We start from the raw sequence: 18,637 nt of genomic DNA, 5'->3' as shown, positions 1-18,637 counted from the left end.
GGCCTGCATATTGGCTTCAACGTGCCTCACGCGCATTCGCTGTCTTCATCACGGGTCGCGCGCCCCAGGGAAACCGGACGGTTCGCGCCGCAAAGGGTGGGATTCGGGAACGGCGCCTTCCAAGCAGTTTACGCCTTTGCCTGCAAGGCGGCCACCAGGCCGGGCACAAACTTGTTGACCCAGAACATCTTCTTGCTGCCCTTGACAACCACGACATCGCCTGCCTGCAGCAGATTTGCGACCTCGCCCGGCTTCAGCGTGGCGGGATCATCGTGCCAGCCGAGGCGCTTGCCTGACGGCAGCACATCGCAGAGGTGGCGCATCAGGGGGCCGACGCAATAGACCCCGTCGATCCCGTCGAGGTGCTTGGCAAGGGCGGTGTGGTAGTCTGGCGCATCTTCGCCGAGCTCCAGCATGTCGCCGAGGACCGCAATGCGGCGGCCGCCGCTCATGTGGCGGGCCTGAAGGCTCTGCAGCGCGGCAGCAACGCTGGCCGGATTGCCGTTGAAGCTGTCGTCGATCACGGTGACGCCGCCGACCGCTTGCTCGACGCCCCGGCCGGTCATGATGCCGACACGGTCGAGCTTGATCGCGAGCGTCGCCGGATCGAGATGGGCCGCGCGGATCGCGGCGAGCGCGGCCAGCGCATTCTGCACGCGGTGCGGCGCGCCCGGCGTCAGGCTGAAGGCGATCTCCTTCTTGCCGATCATGGCCACGACCTGCCAGCTCTCGCCATGCGGCGCGTGCGCGACCTCATGCACCTCGGCGTGCTCGCCGAAGCGCACGACCTTGCCTTTCCATTCGGACGCCTTGAGTCCCGCAGGCAGCACCAGCACGCCGTCCTCGGGCAAGCCGAGCGCGATCGAGACTTTCTCGTGCCTGATAGCTTCGAGCGAGCCAAGCTTTTCCAGATGCACGGGCTGCACGTTGACGACCAGCGCCACCGTCGGCCGCGTCAATTCGCTGAGCCGCGCGATCTCGCCTTTCTGGTTCATGCCCATCTCGACGACCCAGAGGCTGGCGTTGGGCCGCGCGTTGCACAGCGTCAGCGGCACGCCCCAGAAATTGTTGAAGCTCGAAGGGCTGGCATAGGCGTTCGGATAGGCCGCCAGAAACTCCTTGGTGCTGGTCTTGCCCGCGCTGCCGGTGAGCCCGATCACCGGCCCCTTGAAACGCGCGCGCCCAGCGCGTGCGAGAGCCCAAAGGCCGTCGATCAGCGTGTCCTTGACGACGATCTGGGGAATGCTGATGCCCGCGATGTCGTGCGGCACGATCATCGCGACCGCGCCTGCGGCTTCCGCCTTGTCGGCGAATTCCCAGCCGTCACGCGCGCTGGCGAAGGCCGAGACGAAGCCGCCGCTCGGCGTGCCGCTCAGCGCCACGAACAGGCTGCCCGGTTTCACCAGGCGGCTGTCCTGGGTGACGAAATCGATCGGGGTGTCCGGGAAAGATCCGTCCGCGCCCAGCGCGCGCGCCACTTCGGCAACCGTCCATATCGGCGCGCTCATGCAATCCTCGACGCTAATGCGGCGGCGACCGCCTCGTGATCACTGAAGGGCAAGACCTCTCCGCCGACGATCTGCCCGGTCTCGTGGCCCTTGCCGGCGATGAGCAGCGCATCGCCCGCCTGCAATTCCTCGATCGCGGCGCGGATCGCAGCAGCGCGGTCGCCGATCTCGCGGGCGCCCTTGGCGGTGGCGAGGATCGCGGCGCGGATCGCTTCCGGCTTCTCGCTGCGCGGATTGTCGTCGGTGACGATGATGCCGTCGGCATTCTCGGCCGCGATCTCGCCCATGATCGGGCGCTTGCCGGCATCACGGTCGCCGCCGGCGCCGAACACGACCACCAGCCGGCGCTTGGCATAGGGCCGCAGCGCCTGCAGCGCCTTCGCCAGCGCATCGGGCTTGTGCGCATAGTCGACGAAGATCGGCGCGCCGTTGCGCTCGCCGACGCGCTCTAATCGTCCCTTGGCACCTTCGAGATGCTCCAGGCTTGCGAACACGTCGGCTGCATCGCTGCCGGTGCCGATTGCAAGACCGGCCGACACCAGCGCGTTCTCGATCTGGAATTCGCCGACCAGCGGCAGCCGGATCGCATGGCGCTTGCCGCGATGTTCGAGCGTCAGCCGTTGCGAGAAGCCCTCGACCGCGGCGTCGGCGAGACGGATGCCCTCACCCGCCCCGTCGCCGCGGCGGCCGACCGCCATCACGCGGAGGCCGCGTGCCTTCGCCGCGTCGATCGCCTCTGCCGAGCAATCATGATCGGCCGAGATCACCGCCGCGCCGCCGGGCGGCACCAGTTCGCGGAACAGCCGGAGCTTGGCCGCGAGATAATGTGCGACGGTCGGATGGTAATCCATGTGGTCGCGCGACAGATTGGTGAAGCCGCCGGCGGAGACGCGCACGCCGTCGAGCCGGTACTGATCAAGCCCGTGCGACGATGCCTCGAAGGCGAGATGCGTGACGCCCTCGCGCGCGATCTCGTCGATCTGCCGGTGCAGCGCGATCGGATCCGGCGTGGTCAGCGAGCCGTAGATGGCGCGCTTGGGCGAGACGAGGCCGATGGTGCCGATGCTGGCGGCGGCATGCCCGAGCCGCTCCCAGATCTGGCGGGTGAAGGCTGCGACCGAGGTCTTGCCGCTGGTGCCGGTCACGGCCGCGATGGTCGCCGGCTGTGCGGGGAAGAAGTTGGCAGCGGCCAGCGCCAGCGCGCGCCGCGGATTGGCAACCGCGACGAACGGCACCTTGCTGCCATCAGGGGCATGGTCACCGACCACAGCCACGGCTCCCGCGGCAATCGCAGCATCGATGAAGCGCGCGCCGTCGGTCTTGCTGCCCGCCAGCGCGAAGAAGACATCACCCGGTTTGACCGCGCGGCTGTCGAGCGCAAGGCCGGTCACCTCGAGCGCGGCGGCAGCGGGCTCGATCGCAGCGTCATTGCCCAGAATATCCTGACCTAGGAGGTCGCGCAGCTTCATGGTCTTCCAGTCGACATGCCTTGCCGAAAAGCCGAATCCGGGGGAAAAGCCTCGACTCAGCCGCGGCGAAAAGCCTACCCCGTTGATTACTGGGTTGTCCTGGATGCTGCAAGAATAAGGCGCTCCGCAGGCGGCAGGTCGAACCGCGGCTCGACGCCCAGAAGCGGCGCGATCCGCTCGATCACCTTGCCGCCGGTCGGCACCGCGTTCCATCCCGAAGTGATGAAACCATGCGTCTCGGGCAACGCCTGCGGCTCGTCCAGCATGATCAGGACGTGATATTTGGGGTCGTCGCAGGGCAGGATAGCGGTGAACGAGTTGAGCACGCGCTTCTTGGCGTAGCGGCCGTTGATGACCTTCTCGGACGTGCCGGTCTTGCCGCCGACATAATAGCCCTTGACGTCCGCCTTTCTTGCCGAGCCGACTTCGGCATTGAGCCGCATCAGGAACCGCATCTTGTCGCTGGTGTCCTGCTTGATCACGCGCTTGGCCAGCGCCGCGGCTTCGGATTCGCTGCGCTTCATGAAGGTCGGCGGAATCAAATGGCCGCCGTTCACCAGCGCGTTGATGCCCATCACCGCCTGGAGCGGCGCCACCGACATGCCCTGGCCGAACGCGATGGTGACGGTGTTCAGTTCCCCCCAGCGTCGCGGCACCAGCGGCGCCGCGCTTTCCGGCAGCTCGGTGCGCAGCCGCGTCGAGCTGCCCCAGCTTGGCGAGGAAGGCCTTGTGCGCCTCGACGCCCTGGTTGAGCGCAATCCGTGCCGCGCCGATGTTGGAGGAATAGGTGAACACTTCCTTGGTGTTGATGAAGCGCCCGAGCGGATGGCTGTCGTGGATGGTGAACTTGCCGTAGTGCAGGTTGCCGCGTGCGTCCCACATCGAGTTCAGATTGATCTTGCCGGAATCCAGCCCCATCGCCAGCGTGAACGCCTTGAAGGTCGAACCCATCTCGTAGACGCCGGTGGTCAGGCGGTTGATGCGGTCGGGATCGTGCGCTTCCTTCGGATTGTTGGGATCGAAATCCGGCAGCGACACCATCGCGACGATCTCGCCGGTCTTGACGTTGGAGACGAGGCCGGAGGCGGCCTTGGCGTGGAACTTGTCCTTGGCCTTGAGCAGCTCGTCGCGCAGCGCGTGCTCGACGCGCAGATCGACCGAGAGCTCGATCGGCTTCTGCAGCCGGTCGGTGGCGAATCCGGCGCGATGGAGATCGGCGAGCCCTTGATTGTCGAGCCACTTCTCCATGCCGGCGATGCCCTGGTTGTCGATGTTGACGAGGCCGATGAGGTGGGCGACCTCGTTGCCGGTCGGATAGACGCGCTTGTTCTCGCGCAGGAAGCCGATGCCGGGAATGCCGAGCTTGTGAATCGCCTGCTGCTGCTGCGCCGTGACCTCGCGCTTGAGCCAGACGAAGCCCTTGCGCGTCCTCAGGCGTTCGCGCACCTCGGCCTCGTCGAGGTCGGGCACGGTCGCGGTGAGAAGCTCGATCGCCTCGTCCTTGTCGATGATGCGGCGCGGCTCGCCGAACAGGCTCGCCGTCTTGACGTCGGTCGCGAGGATCGCGCCGTTGCGGTCGACGATGTCGGGCCGCGCGGTCGCAACCACCTCCTGCGAGGCCGCGCGACGCGCACTGTGGGCATCGGCGCCGATCGCGAACATCACGAGCCGGCCGCCGATCAGGGCGTAGACCAAGGCGAAGGCGAGCATGGCGAGACCGACGCGTGCGCGCGCCTTTACGGCGCGGTCGACGTTGCGTCCGTACAGCAGGCTGCGGATCAGACGCTGCCGCCAGGGTTCTGCAGATTTGGCCGGAGTCGCAACGCTCATTGCTTGTCCTCGGGCTGAGGCACGGAGCCCGTCACGTTGTCAGGATCGCTGGCGGCTTCGATGGTGTTGAGCATGGCCCCGATCGGATCGGGCTCGCCCGGCCTGAACATCCGCGGCGGACGTTCCGGCAGGTTCTTCAGCGAATCGTATTGCGTGCCGTTGACCGGCCTGAGCTGCAGATGCCGGTCGGACAACCCTTGCAGCCGCTGCGGCGCGTCGAGCTTGGCCCACTCGGACCGCAGCGCCGCGATCGCGTCGCGCTGCTCGCGGATCTCCGCATGCAGCCGCAGCACCTTCTCGGTGCGCGCGGTGGAGTCCATCTTGATCCGGTAGACATAGGCCGCCGCGAAGATCAGCGCGCCGATGACGATGAGGTGGATGATGCGCATGCGCTACCCGCCCCTGATCACGTCGGAGAGTTTCGGCCAGGACGATTGCTCGCCATCCTGATGCGCCGGCGCCGAGGTGCGTTCGGCCGCGCGCAATTTCGCGGAACGCGCCCGCGGATTGTGCGCGACTTCGTCGTCACCGGCGACGATGGGCCGCCGCGTCAGCAGCTGGAAGCTCGGCGCAACTTGCGCCAGCTCCGGCAGATGCCGCGAGCCGCCGCCGGTCTTCGAGCGCTCGGAGAGAAAATTCTTGACGATGCGGTCTTCAAGCGAATGGAACGAGACCACGACGAGGCGGCCCCCGGCTTGAGCACGCGCTCGGCCGCAGCGAGCGCCGCCTGAAGTTCTTCCAGCTCTTCGTTGACGAAGATGCGCAGCGCCTGGAACGTCCGCGTCGCCGGGTGAATCTCCCCGGGCTTCGATCGCACGACCCTGGCGACGAGATCGGCGAGCGCGCGCGTGGTCGTGAACGGCGTCTCCTGCCGGTCGGCCACGATGGCGCGGGCGATGCGGCGCGAATGCCGCTCCTCGCCGAGCTGATAGATGATGTCGGCGAGATCGCCTTCGGAGGCACGCGCGACGACGTCGGCTGCGGTCGGCCCTGACTGTCCCATCCGCATGTCGAGCGGACCGTCGAGGCGGAACGAGAAGCCGCGGCCGGCCTGGTCGAGCTGCATCGAGGAGACGCCGACATCCATCACGACGCCGTCCACGGTGTCGAAGCCCTGTGCCGCGCAGACATCGGCGAGATTGGAAAAGCGGTCCTCGACGAGGATCAGCCGGCCGGCGGAGCGTTCGGCCAGCTCGGCGCCGCTCGCGATCGCCGTGCGGTCGCGATCAATGGCGATGAGCCGGGTTCCCGGCACGTCCAGGATCGCACGGCTATAGCCGCCGGCACCAAACGTGGCGTCGACATAAATGCCGCCTTCGCGCGGAGCGAGATGGGCGATGGCCTCGCGACCAAGAACGGGAATGTGCGGGGCCGGGCTCATGCGCCACGCCCGCCGAAGGCCCTGCCTGACGTCCAAGCGAGATCGGGGACGAACAAGCCCATAACGCCTCGAATCATTCCGCGTCGCGGCGGTTCCACGACGACAAAGCCCCAGTCCGGCATGGTTACCGAGCCCGGTCGTCCCGGGCCGCAGACCGAGTGTTCCCAGCGGAATGTGTCGGGCAGCCATGGGATTTCGAGCCAAAATACGCTTTGGCCGCCTCCGGACGCGGGTCGGCTCTTCATCTCTCAGTAACGGCCCTTAGCGTTAAGAAAGCGTTGATCGGCTCGTTACAAGTCGCAAAGGTGAAGCGGCGGTGATGCTTCTTCCACACACACGCGCAAAATGCATCCGTTAACCGCGCCGCGCGATTGCGTGCGGTGGAGGGTAAAGGAATAGTAAAGAGAAGGGCTTGGCCCATTCGCGTCCAACCTGAGTTGTCTATGCCGCCGTCCGGTTCGTCCACACCATCTAGAACTGATTCGAAGCGCCAGCGCGTCCTCCCGGTTCCCAAGGCCGCGGCGAACATGCGGACGTTCGAGCCGGACTCCTCGATCGTCTCCGACATTATCCCTTCGCCAAATTACGGCGAGCGCAACAAGGGACGGCAGCCCGATATGATCGTGCTGCACTACACCGGCATGCCCGATGTCGAGGGCGCGCTGGCGCGGTTGTGCACGGCCGGCACCGAGGTCTCGGCGCATTATGTCGTGCTGGAGGACGGCCGCATCGTGCAATGCGTGCCCGAGACCAAGCGCGCCTGGCACGCCGGCGTGTCGTCCTGGGCCGGCGAGGACGACGTCAACTCCTGCTCGATCGGCATCGAGATCGTCAATCGCGGCCATGACTGGGGCTATCCGGAGTTTCCGCTGCGCCAGATCGCGGCCGTGATCGCGCTGTGCCGCGGCATCATGCTCCGCCGCAAGGTGCCGTCGCACCGGGTGCTCGGCCATTCCGACGTCGCGCCCGCGCGCAAGAAGGACCCCGGCGAGAAGTTTCCGTGGCACTCGCTCGCCAATTCCGGCGTCGGTCACTGGGTCACGCCCGCCCCTGTCGTGCGCGGCGAGACCTTGATGCTCGGCACCATCAGCGACGAGGTGCTGAGCCTGCAGCAGGCGCTCGCCAGATACGGCTACGGCGTGCCGCTGACCGGCAAATACGACGCCGCGACCATGGAGGTCGTCACGGCCTTCCAGCGCCATTTCCGCCCGGCGCGGCTCGATGGCGTCGCGGACCACTCGACGCTGTCGACGTTGCAGGCGCTGCTGGCCAGCCTGCCGCCGGAAGGGACGACCGTCGCCTCGTGACGACGAGACGCAAACGCCATCGCCGCGTCCCGTGTCCCGGACGCACTGCAGCGCACTTGCGCTGCTGTGCAGAGCCGGGACCCAGCTGGCGACGCTTCGTCATTGCAGACCGTGCGCTCCGCGATCTCGCTTGACGGGACCGTCACAAATGCCCCATGCATGACTCGTCAGTCGGCCGGACGGCCGCTCCGGCAAGTGCCGAAAGGCCGCCGGGGAGGAAAGTCCGGGCTCCCTTGACATGCGGTGCCGGATAACGTCCGGCGGGGGTGACCCCAGGGAAAGTGCCACAGAGAACGAACCGCCCGCCTTCGCCCTTTGGGCTTCGGCGCGGTAAGGGTGAAAAGGTGCGGTAAGAGCGCACCGCGGCTGCGGCAACGGAGCCGGCATGGCAAACCCCACCGGGAGCAAAACCGAATAGGGACGGCGTAGCGGGCTGTTCGCGAAAGCGATAACGCCGCGGGGCGATGTCAGGCCCGCTGTCCGGGTAGGTTGCTCGAGGCCGTGTGCAAACACGGTCCCAGAGGAATGGCCGTCACGTATTGTCCGCGCAAGCGGGCGGTGCCCTACAGAACCCGGCTTACAGGCCGGCTGATATCTTGCAACGAGGGGTTCGGCGCCAACGCGCCGGGCCCCTCACCATCTCTGGCCGACCGCACCGCCACCGGTGTCATTCCGGGGCGCGCGAAGCGCGAGCGCGGAATCCATCGCGCGGCAGAGTTAGTGGAAGAATGGATTCTGGGTTCTCGCTGCGCACGCCCCGGAATGACGAGCGAAAGTCAGGCGACGATCTTCTTCAGCACACCCATCAACGCCTCCGGCGCCGTGACATTCGGCGCGTGGCTCGCGTCGAGCTCGACATAGCGCCAGCCGTCCTCGTGCTTCGTTCGCTTGGCGAACTGCCCGAACACGTCGCCCGGCGGAATGCGCGTGCAATAGATGTAGCTGCGCGGCATCGCCGGCTCGCCGTGCTCCAGCCTCAGCTTCGTCTCGAAGCACTTGATCGGCATCGGCACTCGGCGCGCGTTCAGCCAGTCGAGATCGGCCTGCGGCGTATCCGGCGGCGGCGGGTTCGGCGGAATGCGATAACCGTCGCCAGCAGCTGCTGCCCTTCGCATCGGCTCCCGCCCGCTTTCGTTGAGGTCGAACAGCGACTGGCCGTCGCGCGGCACGAAAGCATCGAGATAGATCAGCTGCCTCACGCGCTCGCGGGCGCGGTCGGCGATACCGGTCGCGACCATGCCGCCGTAGCTGTGACCGAGCAGCACGATGTCGTCGAGATCCTCGAATCTGATGACGTTGAGGATGTCCTGAATGTGCATGTCGAGATCGATCGCCGGGCTGGCGAGATGCGCGCGTTCGCCGAGGCCCGTATAAGTCGGAGCCACCAGGCGATGACCGGCCTCAGCCATCAGCGGATGCATCTTCTTCCAGGCCCATCCGCCGGACCATGCGCCATGACAGAGCAGGAAGGTCTTCGCGCGTGCGGCCATCGGCGTTTCCATCGTTCTTGTTTCGACGATGGAGTGTAGCGACCGGTCGCGCGATGTAAACGCCGCCTCAGGCGGCGCGGGCGTCCGCCTTCACCAGCCCAGGCGCGAGCTCGCCCGCCTCGCGCCGCAGCTTGCCCGTCTCGAAGCCGTGCATGCCGAGCTGCCATTGCAGCCCCACGATGGCGCCCTTGGTCGGCTGCAGCAGTGCGAGCGAGGCGAACAGCGTCACCGGAAGCCACACGGCGAGCTGCAACCATTCCGGCGGCGCATAGGCGGTCTCGACCGCGAGGATCGCCGGCACCACGAGATGGCCGACCACGACCATCACGAGGTAGGCCGGAAAGTCGTCGGCACGTTGGTGAAACAGCTCCTCGCCGCAATGATCGCAACTGGGGGCGACTTTCAGGAAACGGCCGAAGAGATGCCCTTCGCCGCAATTCGGGCACTTGCCGCGAAAGCCGCGCCACATCGCCTTCCCCAGAGAGACTGAACCGGCCGCCATGACCACACCTCTTTCTTTTCGACGACCCATACAATAATAGGACGTATCCATACATTCAAAGGATAGGGGCCTGAATTGCATGGATTGGATCCCCACAATCTCGGAGCTGTCAGGCCCGCGCTACCAGCGCATCGTCGAGGCCATGGAGGCGGACATCGCCGCCGGCCGGCTGGTGCGCGGCCAGCAGCTGCCGACGCAGCGCGCGCTGGCGAAAGCCCTCGGCATCGATCTCACCACGGTGACGCGCGCCTACACCGAGGCGCGGCGCCGCGGCATCATGGAGGCGCGGGTCGGACAGGGTTCGTTCGTGTCGGAGACCAGCGCGCGCCGCGCGGTCGACCTGCCGCATCCCGTCGCGATCGATCTGTCGATGAACGTGCCGCCGCATCCGCTGGAGGCGCAGCTCGACGAACGCATCATCGCCGGGCTGGAATCCATCCGCGCGCAATCGGGCCTGACGGCGTATCTCAACTACCAGCCGCCCGGCGGCAGCGCGCATGAGCGCGAGGTCGCGGCGCGCTGGCTGCGCGCGCGGGTGCCGCACGCGCATGCCGACAGGCTCGTGGTCTTTCCCGGCGCGCAGACGATCCTGTTCAACCTGCTCGCGCACCTCGCGAAGCCCGGGGATATCGTGCTGACGGAGGCGCTGACATTCCCCGGCATCAGGGCCGCAGCCGTGCAGCTCGGCATCAGGCTCGTCGGGATCGCCATGGATGATGGCGGCATCCTGCCCGATGCGCTGGCCAAGGCCTGCCGCGTGCACCGGCCAAAAGCTGTCTATCTCATTCCGACGCTGCACAATCCGACCACCGCGACGCTTTCTCCCGAGCGCCGCGACGCCCTCGCAAAGATCATCCGCGACGCCGCCACGATCCTGATCGAGGACGACGCCTACGGCCTGCTCGACCGCTCGGCATCGCCGATCGCCAATCTCATTCCCGAGCGGACGTATCTGGCGACCACGCTGTCGAAATGCATCGCACCGGCGCTGCGCGTTGCCTATCTGGTGACGCCCGACGGCGACGCGCAGCGACAGATGCGCACGTCTCTGCAGGCGACCGTGCAGATGCCGGCGCCGCTGATGGTCGCACTGGTAACGCATTGGATCGAGACCGGCGTTGCCGATCGCATCATCACCGCCATTCGCAACGAAGCAATCGGCCGGCAGCAACTCGCGCAACGCACGCTGAAGGGCTTCCAATTCCTGGCGAGGCCGGCAGCGCATCATCTATGGCTACGGCTGCCCGAGCGCCGGCCCGATGTCGCCGCAGATCTCCTGCGGAACGGACTTGCGGTCGTCGCCGCCGATGCTTTCACGGTCGGCGGGATGCCGCCGCACGCGGCCCGCGTCTCGCTGGGGGCGGCCCGGAACAGATCTGAATTGACGGAAGCGCTGCGCATCCTGGTCGGCGCGCTGCAGAAGCCCGCCGACACCAGGCAGATCGTCTAGACCATCGACGAGGGCGATGGCCGCAGCGCACGATCGTCGCCGCCCTTCGCGAAAGCCCGACGCGCCGCAGATCACGCTTGCATGCGGGATGGATTGACTTGCACGGCATCAAGCGTGCTATGCGGGCGGCGGCGATCGATAATTCGGAATCGCCGCGGCGAAGGACAATCCGTTGGAAATGCTCACCTACGTCCTGCTGCTCCTCGGCGCATTGGCCGGCGGCTTCGTCTCGGGGCTGGCAGGGTTCGGCACGGCACTGATGGCACTCGGCATCTGGCTCTACGTGCTGCCGCCCTCGCTCGCGGTGCCGCTGGTGCTGATCTGCTCGGTGATCGCGCAGACATCGACGTTGCCGTCGATGTGGAAGAGCTTTGACCTCTCGCTGGTCTGGCCGTTCCTGATCGGAGGGCTGATCGGCGTGCCGCTGGGGACCATGATGGTCGCCTCGGCCGATCCTAAAGTGTTCAAGCTGAGCGTCGGCATTCTAATTCTGATCTTTTCGAGCGCGATGTATCTGAATAAGAGGCCGCTCGCGATCACGTTCGGCGGCCGCATCGCCGACGGCGCGATCGGCTTTGCCGGCGGCATCCTGGGCGGCCTTGCCGGATTGTCGGGTCCGCTGCCGATCCTGTGGGCCAACATCCGCGGCTGGAACAAGCACGAGCGGCGCGGCATCTTCCAGCTCTTCAACTTCACAGTGCTGGCCACCGCGCTGGTGCTGCAGACCGCATCGGGTCTCGTCGAGCTCAAAGTGGTCTGGCTCGCGCTGGTCGCCTTTCCAGGTACCTTGATCGGCGCCTGGGCCGGCGCACGCGTCTACCATGCCCTCAACGACAAGCATTTTGGCGATGTCGTGCTCGGCCTGCTGTTTCTGTCCGGCCTGACCCTGGTCTGGAACAGTCTCGGCGCGCTCTAGCTCTTTCGTCCTTCCAGCGAACGCAACGCAAGGAACAAGCTGCCGTCACACTGGCTCGCGGACGAAAGGCGAGACGGGTTCGGGGCCATCTTGCTCCGGGGTCCTCTCCTTCGGCGCCAACGTCAGGCGCTTATTGAACTCGCGGCGCAACAGCCACAGGCTCAAGCCGGCCTGCAACGTGGTCGTCGCGACCGACAGATACCAGACGTGCTCCATGCGGAAGCCCGGCAGCGTCGAGAGCCAGATCGCCGGCAGGGAGTAGGTGAACACGCGCGTCGCCGAGGTCAAAAGCACCGGCTTGGTGTTGCCGAGGGCCTGGAACATGCTCGAGCAGGTGAAGATCAGCCCCTGCGCGATCATATTGAGCGAGATGATCCGCAGGAACAGATAGGCGATCTCCATGGTCTCGCGATCCTTCGAGAATCCGCCGAGCAGCAACTCGGGCCTCACCTGCGCAAGGATCATGAAGCCGGCCATCACGAGCGAGACGATCAAAGCGGTCTTGATGAAAGTTTCCCGCACGCGCGCAGCGTTGGCTGCGCCGACGTTCTGGCCGGCGATCGGCCCGGCCGCCAGCCCCACCGCGAGCGCAGGCATGTTGATCAGGCCGAGCACGCGCTGCCCGATGCCGAATCCCGCCTGCGCCGCCGCGCCGAAATCGCGCAGCACGTAATAGACCACCGCCATGAAGATGAACATCATCGCGAACTCGCCGCCGGCCGGCAGGCCGACGTCGAGAACGCGCATGAGATGGCGCGGCTGCGGCCGCCACTGCGCCGCGCTGAAAGCGACATAGCGCTCGACCTTGCAGAAATAGACAAGCAGCATCAGCGCGCCGACGGCGACCGCGATCGAGCTCGCCAGCCCTGCGCCGGCAACGCCGAGCGCATGGCCGGTGCCCCAACCCGTGATCAGAACCGGCGCCAAGGCGATGTTGATGACCACGGCAAGCGTCTGCACCAGCATGACGGGACGAACGATACCGGTGGCGCGCAGCGCCGAACCCATCACCTGGGTCGCGAACTGCAGCGCCAGCGCTGGCATGAACCACAGCAGGTAAGTGGTCCCGGCCTCGATCGTGGCCTGGTCCGCCGCGATCGAATGCATGTAGGACGCGACAGCGCGGCACCTGCGACCAGGGTCAACAGTCCGAACAGCACCGACAGCACCATCGCCTGGTTGAAGATCAGGTTTGCATCCGCCCGGTCCTTGCGTCCCACGGCATGCGCGATCAGCGCCACCGCGCCGACGCCCAGCACCTGCATCAGCCCGTTGACGAGGAAGCCGGCATTGCCGGCCGCGGCAACGCCGGCGACCGCGGCATCGCCGAGGCCCGACACGAAGTAGAGGTCGACCAGCTGGCAGATCATGATCGTGACCATGCCGACCATGATCGGAGGGGCCATGGCCAGGATGTGTCTCACGATGGAGCCGTTCGTCAGGTCTTTCATGTCGTTCCATCCTTGACGCATTCCTCGGCGGCGAAACAGCGGGGCGCCCGCCGCCCCGCGCCGTTCATTCCGCCGCCGCGATATGTCCGAGCTCCACCACTTGGCGCTCGAACAGGCCGCGATAGATGCCGCCGGGCTTGCTCGCGAGCACGGCGTGGGTGCCCTGCTCGACGATCTCGCCGCGGTCGAACACCAGGATGCGGTCGAGGCTCCTCACCGTCGACAGCCGGTGCGCAATCACGATCGAGGTGCGGCCCTTCATCAGTCGCTCCATCGCCTGCTGGATCAGCGCCTCCGATTCCGAATCGAGGCTCGAGGTCGCCTCGTCCAGGATCAGCACCGGCGCATCCGCCAGGAACGCGCGCGCCAGCGCCACGCGCTGCCGCTCGCCGCCCGACAGCTTCACGCCGCGCTCGCCGACCAGCGTGCCGTAGCCCTTCGGCAGGCGCAGGATGAAGTCGTGCGCATTCGCCAGCCGCGCCGCCTGCTCGATCGCCTCCAGGCTGGCCCCCGGCCGGCCATAGGCGATGTTCTCCGCAAGCGTGCGGTGAAACAGGATCGGCTCCTGCTGCACGATCGCGATCTGACTGCGCAGCGACTGCTGGGTGGCGAGCGCGATATCCTGCCCGTCGATCAGCACGCGGCCGCCGCTGACGTCGTAGAGCCGCTGCACCAGCTTGACGAAGGTGGTCTTGCCGGAGCCCGAGCGTCCGACCAGGCCCACGCGTTCGCCGGCCCGGATCGTCACCGACAGCCCGTCGTAGAGCGGCGCGCGATGGCCGCCATAGTGGAACGTGACGTCGTCGAACACGATCTCGCCGCCCTCGATTGCGATCGGCCGCGCATCGGACGCATCCGCAATCCCGATCGGTTCGTCATGGATCGCCACCAGCTCGTCCATGTCGTTGACCGAGCGCTGGAGGTTGTTGATGTGCATGCCGACGTCGCGCAAGTACGCGTGGATGACGTAATAGCTCGTCAGCACATAAGTGACGTCGCCGGGCGAGGCATGCCCGGACATCCACAGCAGCACCGAGCCGCCGATCACGGAGGCGCGCAAGGCCAGCAGCAGCGACAGCTGCGCCATGGCGGTGTAGTTGTAGCGAAACCACGTCCGCCGCACGCGCACCCGCCACCGGTTGATGACGCGGGCCAGCCGCGAGTCCTCGCGCATTTCGGCACCGAAGGATTTCACCACCGCGTTGCAGGTCAGCGCGTCCGCCAGCGTACCCCCGACCTTGGTGTCCCAGGCATTGGAGACGCGTGCAGCCGGCGCGATGTAGCGCGTCGAGAACACGACCGTGGTGGTGACGTAGAGGATCGCCCCGATCGCGATCACGAGGCCGAGCGAGGTCCAGTGCACGCCGATCAGGATCATCGAGCCGACCAGCACCAGCAGCGAGGGCGCCAGCGCCATCAGGATGGTGTCGTTGAGCAGGTCGAGCGCCCACATGCCACGGGTGATCTTGCGCACCGTGGAGCCGGCAAAGGAGTTCGCGTGCCAGTCGGTCGAGAAGCGCTGCACGCGGGTGAACGCGTCCTGCGCGACGTCGGACATGATCTTCAGCGTGAAGGGCACGATCGCCTGAAGGCCGACGAGCCGCAGCACCATCGAGGCCGCGCCCAGCGCCACAATCGCGCCGAATGCCGCCAGCGCGGCGTGGCGCGCCTCGAGATCGGACGGGCCGCGCGTCAGCGCATCGACCAGGTGCCCCGAGAACACCGGCATGAACAAATCGGCGATGGTCGCACCCAGGAGGCCGCCGGCCACGATCAGGCCGCGCCCCGGCTGCTTCAGCCAGTGCCGGAATACGAAGGGCAGCACCACGCGAATTGCGGCGGGTCTCTTGGACAGAGCGGTCATGACATCATCCGGCCGCACGCGCGGGCCGGCTCCATCGACGGACACAGGCCGGCCACGAGGGCCGAAACAGCGTCACTCAAAACTGACTTTGACTTGGGAAGCGGAACGATCGGGACGCTTGGTCGAAACCTTGGCCCAATCGAAGCTGGCGGAAGAGGCCTCTAACAGGCCGCGTACATACCGAGCCAGAACGTGATCGAGGTCATCATCGAGCGCGGGCGTACGATCTGCGAATGCGACGAAATCATGCAAATCCCTCCCGGTTCGATTGAATGAGGTGCGCTTTATAGATGTGTGGCGCGCGCATTGCAACGGGGCCCGTGCGAGTTCACGGAGGAGTGTTGCAAATTAGTGCGCATCGCCCCCGGCACCGAACGGCGACGGCGGCCTGTTCAGCAGCAGCACCAGGAAGCTGAGCGCGAGATAGAACAGCGTCAGCATGAAGAAGGCATCGCCGAAGCTCATCACCACGGCCTGGCGATGAACCAGCTGGGAAAGCTGCTTCATGGCCATCAGCGCGGAATCGCCAAGTCCCTGAAATTTCTGCATGAACATGCTGAGGGTTTCGGTGGCGGTCGCGTTGCCCCAGGTCACGCGCTCCTGCAGGCGGCTGATGTGAAGGTCGGTGCGGTCGTTGAGCACGGTGTTGATGACGGCAAGGCCGAGCGCGCCGCCGAGATTGCGCATCAGGTTGAACACGCCGCTCGCGTTCTTCACCTTGTCGGGCGGCAGCGTGCCGAGTGCGACGTTGTTGGTCGGGACCATCGCGAACATCATGCCGACGCCACGCAGGATTTGCGGCACCAGCAGTTCATAGAAATCATAGTCCCGCGTCATCCAGGTCATCTGGTAGGAGCCGAGCGCGAACACGACGAGGCCGAACGCGATCATGTAGCGCATGTCGACTTTCGCCATGAGCCGGCCGACCAGCGGCGCGACCAGGAACATGGTGATGCCGGAGACGAACATGGTGTCGCCGATCATCAGCGCGCTGTAGCCTCGCACCTCGGCGAGATAGCGCGGATAGATGTAGGTCAGGCCATAGAGCCCGATGCCGATGCAGAACTGCAGAGTGCAGCCGACAGCGAAATTGCGGTCGGTGAAGGTGCGCAAATTGACGATCGGCTCGGCCGCGGTGAAGACGCGCCAGAAGAAGGCGATCGCCGAGAGACCGCAGATCCAGGCGCAGGTCGCCACCGAAGTGTCCTGCATCCATTCATATTGCGGGCCCTCCTCCAGCACATATTCCAGCGTGCCGAGGAAGCCGGCCATGAACAGGAGGCCCCACCAGTCGAAGCGGTCGAGCAGCTCGAAATGCGGCTCGTCGAAATCGACCAGCGCTAGCACGCCGACGGTGATGCCGATGCCGGGCACGACGTTGATGAAGAATAGCCAGTTCCACGACATCAGGTCGGTGATGTAGCCGCCGACCGTCGGCCCGATCGTGGGAGCGAGGGTCGCGACCAGCCCGATGATGGGGCCGACGATGTGGAATTTCGTTCGCGGGAACACGGTATAGGCCGAGGCGAACACCGTCGGGATCATGCCGGCGCCCAGGAATCCCTGCAGCGCGCGCCAAAGAATCATCTCCTCGATGGTGGAGGCAAAGCCGCAGAGCAGGCTCGCGGCAGTGAAGCCGGCCGCCGAGATCGCGAACAACAGCCGCGTGCCGAAGGCACGCGACAAGAAGCCCGACAACGGAATCGCGATGACCTCGGCGATCAGATAGGCGGTCTGAACCCATGAGACTTCGCTGGAGCTTGCCGACAGGCCGGCCTGGATCTCGCTAAGGGACGCCGAGACGATCTGGATGTCCAGGATCGACATGAACATCCCGAACACCATGATGATGAAAGCGAACAGCCGCTTCGGCGCGATGCGCTCCGACGCCGGGTCCGCCATCATGGCAGGTGAAGCGGTGGTGGCGGTTGCCATGGTCAGCTCTGACTGGAGCAGGCTACGAGTTGGGTACACCTCTCCCGCTTGCGGGAGAGGTCGCCGCGCTGCGCCGGGTAAGGGTTCTCTCCGCTTAGGAACTGTCCCATTGCCGATGCACCCTCTCCCCAGCCCTCGCCCGCAAGCGGGAGCGGGAGCGCACCTGCACTTGCGGCTGCAGCGCGATTCATTTCACCGCATCCTACTGCGGATGGACCGCGGGATCGTCGAGATCGACCTCGCTGTCGGCGTCGGCCGCACCCTTGTTGGTGTCGACGGTGGCATAGACCGACATGCCGGCACGGAGCAGGTTCTGCTTCGCCACCGACTTCGGCACGCGGATGCGGACCGGCACGCGCTGCACGATCTTGGTGAAGTTGCCGGTGGCGTTGTCGGGCGGCAGCAGCGTGAACACCGAGCCCGCGCCCGCCGCGATGCTGTCGACCACGCCGGAGAACTTGCGCATGCCGTAGGCGTCGACCTTGATCGTCACCGGCTGGCCGGGACGGATGCGCTTGAGCTGCGTCTCCTTGAAATTGGCGTCGATATAGACGTCGTCCAGCGGCACGATGTTGCCGAGGCGCTGACCGACCGCGACGAAGTCGCCGGTGTTGACGAGGCGATTGGAGAACGTGCCGTTGACCGGCGCACGCACCGCCGTGAAGCTGAGGTCGCGCTCGGCCTTGGCCAGCGTGGTCTTGAGCTCGGCGAGCTGGGCCTGCGCTTCGGCCTGCTGCGCCTTGGCGACCTCGACATTGCTGACGGCAACGTCGTAGGCGGCCTGCGCGGCCTTGACCGCGGCGGCGCCCTGGTCGCGTCCGGCTTCCGAGCTCTCGAACACTGCACGCGAGGCGAACCCCTTGGTGCTCAGCGCCTGCTGGCGCTCGTAATCGAGATCAGCGCGCTTCAGGCCCGCTTGGGCCGAGACGAGCTGAGCCTTGGCCTGCGCCACCTGGCTGTCGAGCGCGGCGACCTGGCGGCCGATGCGATCGATGGCGGCCTGCTGGGTCGCGATCTTCGTGGCGGCGGCATCGACCGCGATCTTGTAGTCGCCGTCGTCGATGCGCAGGACGACGTCGCCGGCGCGCACCGGCGTGTTGTCGCCGGCAAGGATCGCGGCGACGTGTCCGGATACCCGCGCGCCCAGCATGGTGTTGTTGGCGCGGACGTAGGCGTCGTCGGTGGAGACGTAGAAGCGGCCGACCAGCGTGTAATAGCCGGCATAGCTCGCGGCGGCGAGCGCGAGCAGCAGACCGACGCCCATCAGGATGAATTTGCGCTTGCCGGATTTGGGAGCACGGCCGGCGGGAGCATCCGGCGCTGGTGCGGCCGGCTCGTCAGTGGCGGGCTTCTCCTGCACCTCAGCGGGGCGGCGCTTGGCCTCCTCGGCCATTTGACCGCGCGGCTGCTCGGCAAGGAGAGCGGAGTTCTCGATCGCAGCGTTAGCGCCGGCTTGCTCCGCCGCTTGCTGGCGAAGGACTCGCGCAGCCTGGTCTCTCGATGCCGCCATCAAGGCCTCCACAAAAGGCGATCG

General features: G+C 66.3%; 11 protein-coding genes, 1 other RNA gene and 3 pseudogenes. 4 read left to right on the top strand and 11 right to left on the bottom strand.

The window, feature by feature from the left end; genetic code table 11:
* Window positions 1-128 precede the first annotated feature (128 nt).
* The 5 genes and pseudogenes from murF to rsmH form a co-directional block, all read right to left on the bottom strand.
* Window positions 129-1,508, bottom strand: coding sequence for a UDP-N-acetylmuramoyl-tripeptide--D-alanyl-D-alanine ligase (gene murF, locus ACETMP_RS30830; protein WP_375159083.1), 1,380 nt, complete (start codon window positions 1,506-1,508; stop codon window positions 129-131).
* The gene (locus ACETMP_RS30825; protein WP_375159082.1) at window positions 1,505-2,977 is read right to left on the bottom strand and encodes a UDP-N-acetylmuramoyl-L-alanyl-D-glutamate--2,6-diaminopimelate ligase; all 1,473 of its coding nucleotides are present in this window, start codon (window positions 2,975-2,977) and stop codon (window positions 1,505-1,507) included. Before ACETMP_RS30825 ends, murF begins: the two co-directional genes overlap by 4 nt.
* An 86-nt stretch (window positions 2,978-3,063) precedes the next feature.
* A pseudogene (locus ACETMP_RS30820) lies at window positions 3,064-4,807 on the bottom strand (peptidoglycan D,D-transpeptidase FtsI family protein).
* A complete protein-coding gene (locus ACETMP_RS30815; RefSeq protein WP_028138080.1) occupies window positions 4,804-5,196 on the bottom strand; it encodes a hypothetical protein in 393 nt (130 codons plus the stop codon). Before ACETMP_RS30815 ends, ACETMP_RS30820 begins: the two are co-directional and overlap by 4 nt.
* 3 nt (window positions 5,197-5,199) lie before the next feature.
* Window positions 5,200-6,188: pseudogene (gene rsmH, locus ACETMP_RS30810) on the bottom strand (16S rRNA (cytosine(1402)-N(4))-methyltransferase RsmH).
* Between the two features lie 527 nt (window positions 6,189-6,715).
* Between rsmH and ACETMP_RS30805 the strand changes: the two are divergent.
* Together ACETMP_RS30805 and rnpB are read left to right on the top strand one after the other, a co-directional pair.
* On the top strand, window positions 6,716-7,495 hold the full coding sequence (locus tag ACETMP_RS30805; protein WP_375159081.1) for an N-acetylmuramoyl-L-alanine amidase: 780 nt from the start codon (window positions 6,716-6,718) through the stop codon (window positions 7,493-7,495).
* Window positions 7,496-7,662: 167 nt separating this feature from the next.
* Window positions 7,663-8,091: RNase P RNA component class A (gene rnpB / locus ACETMP_RS30800), an RNA gene on the top strand.
* A gap of 180 nt (window positions 8,092-8,271) precedes the next feature.
* On the opposite strand, the gene ACETMP_RS30795 is transcribed toward rnpB, so the two are convergent.
* The gene (locus tag ACETMP_RS30795; protein ID WP_375159080.1) at window positions 8,272-8,985 is read right to left on the bottom strand and encodes an alpha/beta fold hydrolase; all 714 of its coding nucleotides are present in this window, start codon (window positions 8,983-8,985) and stop codon (window positions 8,272-8,274) included.
* 67 nt (window positions 8,986-9,052) lie between these two features.
* On the bottom strand, window positions 9,053-9,517 hold the full coding sequence (locus ACETMP_RS30790; RefSeq protein ID WP_375159079.1) for a DUF983 domain-containing protein: 465 nt from the start codon (window positions 9,515-9,517) through the stop codon (window positions 9,053-9,055).
* A gap of 49 nt (window positions 9,518-9,566) precedes the next feature.
* Between ACETMP_RS30790 and ACETMP_RS30785 the strand changes: the two genes are divergently transcribed.
* On the top strand, window positions 9,567-10,937 hold the full coding sequence (locus ACETMP_RS30785; protein WP_375159078.1) for a PLP-dependent aminotransferase family protein: 1,371 nt from the start codon (window positions 9,567-9,569) through the stop codon (window positions 10,935-10,937).
* A 172-nt stretch (window positions 10,938-11,109) separates the two neighbouring features.
* A complete protein-coding gene (locus ACETMP_RS30780) occupies window positions 11,110-11,853 on the top strand; it encodes a sulfite exporter TauE/SafE family protein (RefSeq protein ID WP_028138086.1) in 744 nt (247 codons plus the stop codon).
* Window positions 11,854-11,898: 45 nt separating this feature from the next.
* Here ACETMP_RS30780 and ACETMP_RS30775 read toward each other — a convergent pair.
* The 4 genes and pseudogenes from ACETMP_RS30775 to ACETMP_RS30760 form a co-directional block, all read right to left on the bottom strand.
* Window positions 11,899-13,304: pseudogene (locus ACETMP_RS30775) on the bottom strand (MATE family efflux transporter).
* A 64-nt stretch (window positions 13,305-13,368) separates the two neighbouring features.
* Window positions 13,369-15,168 carry an ABC transporter ATP-binding protein gene (locus ACETMP_RS30770; protein ID WP_375159077.1) on the bottom strand — a complete coding sequence of 600 codons (1,800 nt, stop codon included), beginning with the start codon at window positions 15,166-15,168 and terminating at the stop codon, window positions 13,369-13,371.
* Between the two features lie 348 nt (window positions 15,169-15,516).
* The gene (locus ACETMP_RS30765; protein ID WP_375159076.1) at window positions 15,517-17,103 is read right to left on the bottom strand and encodes a DHA2 family efflux MFS transporter permease subunit; all 1,587 of its coding nucleotides are present in this window, start codon (window positions 17,101-17,103) and stop codon (window positions 15,517-15,519) included.
* Window positions 17,104-17,305: 202 nt separating this feature from the next.
* Window positions 17,306-18,613, bottom strand: coding sequence for an HlyD family efflux transporter periplasmic adaptor subunit (locus tag ACETMP_RS30760; protein WP_375159075.1), 1,308 nt, complete (start codon window positions 18,611-18,613; stop codon window positions 17,306-17,308).
* Window positions 18,614-18,637: the final 24 nt, after the last annotated feature.

This window comes from Bradyrhizobium dasycarpum (genome assembly GCF_042019905.1).
Classification (GTDB): domain Bacteria; phylum Pseudomonadota; class Alphaproteobacteria; order Rhizobiales; family Xanthobacteraceae; genus Bradyrhizobium; species Bradyrhizobium japonicum_B.
The sequence above is the reverse complement of the archived record's forward strand: the minus strand, read 5'-3'. Positions and strand labels throughout refer to the sequence as shown.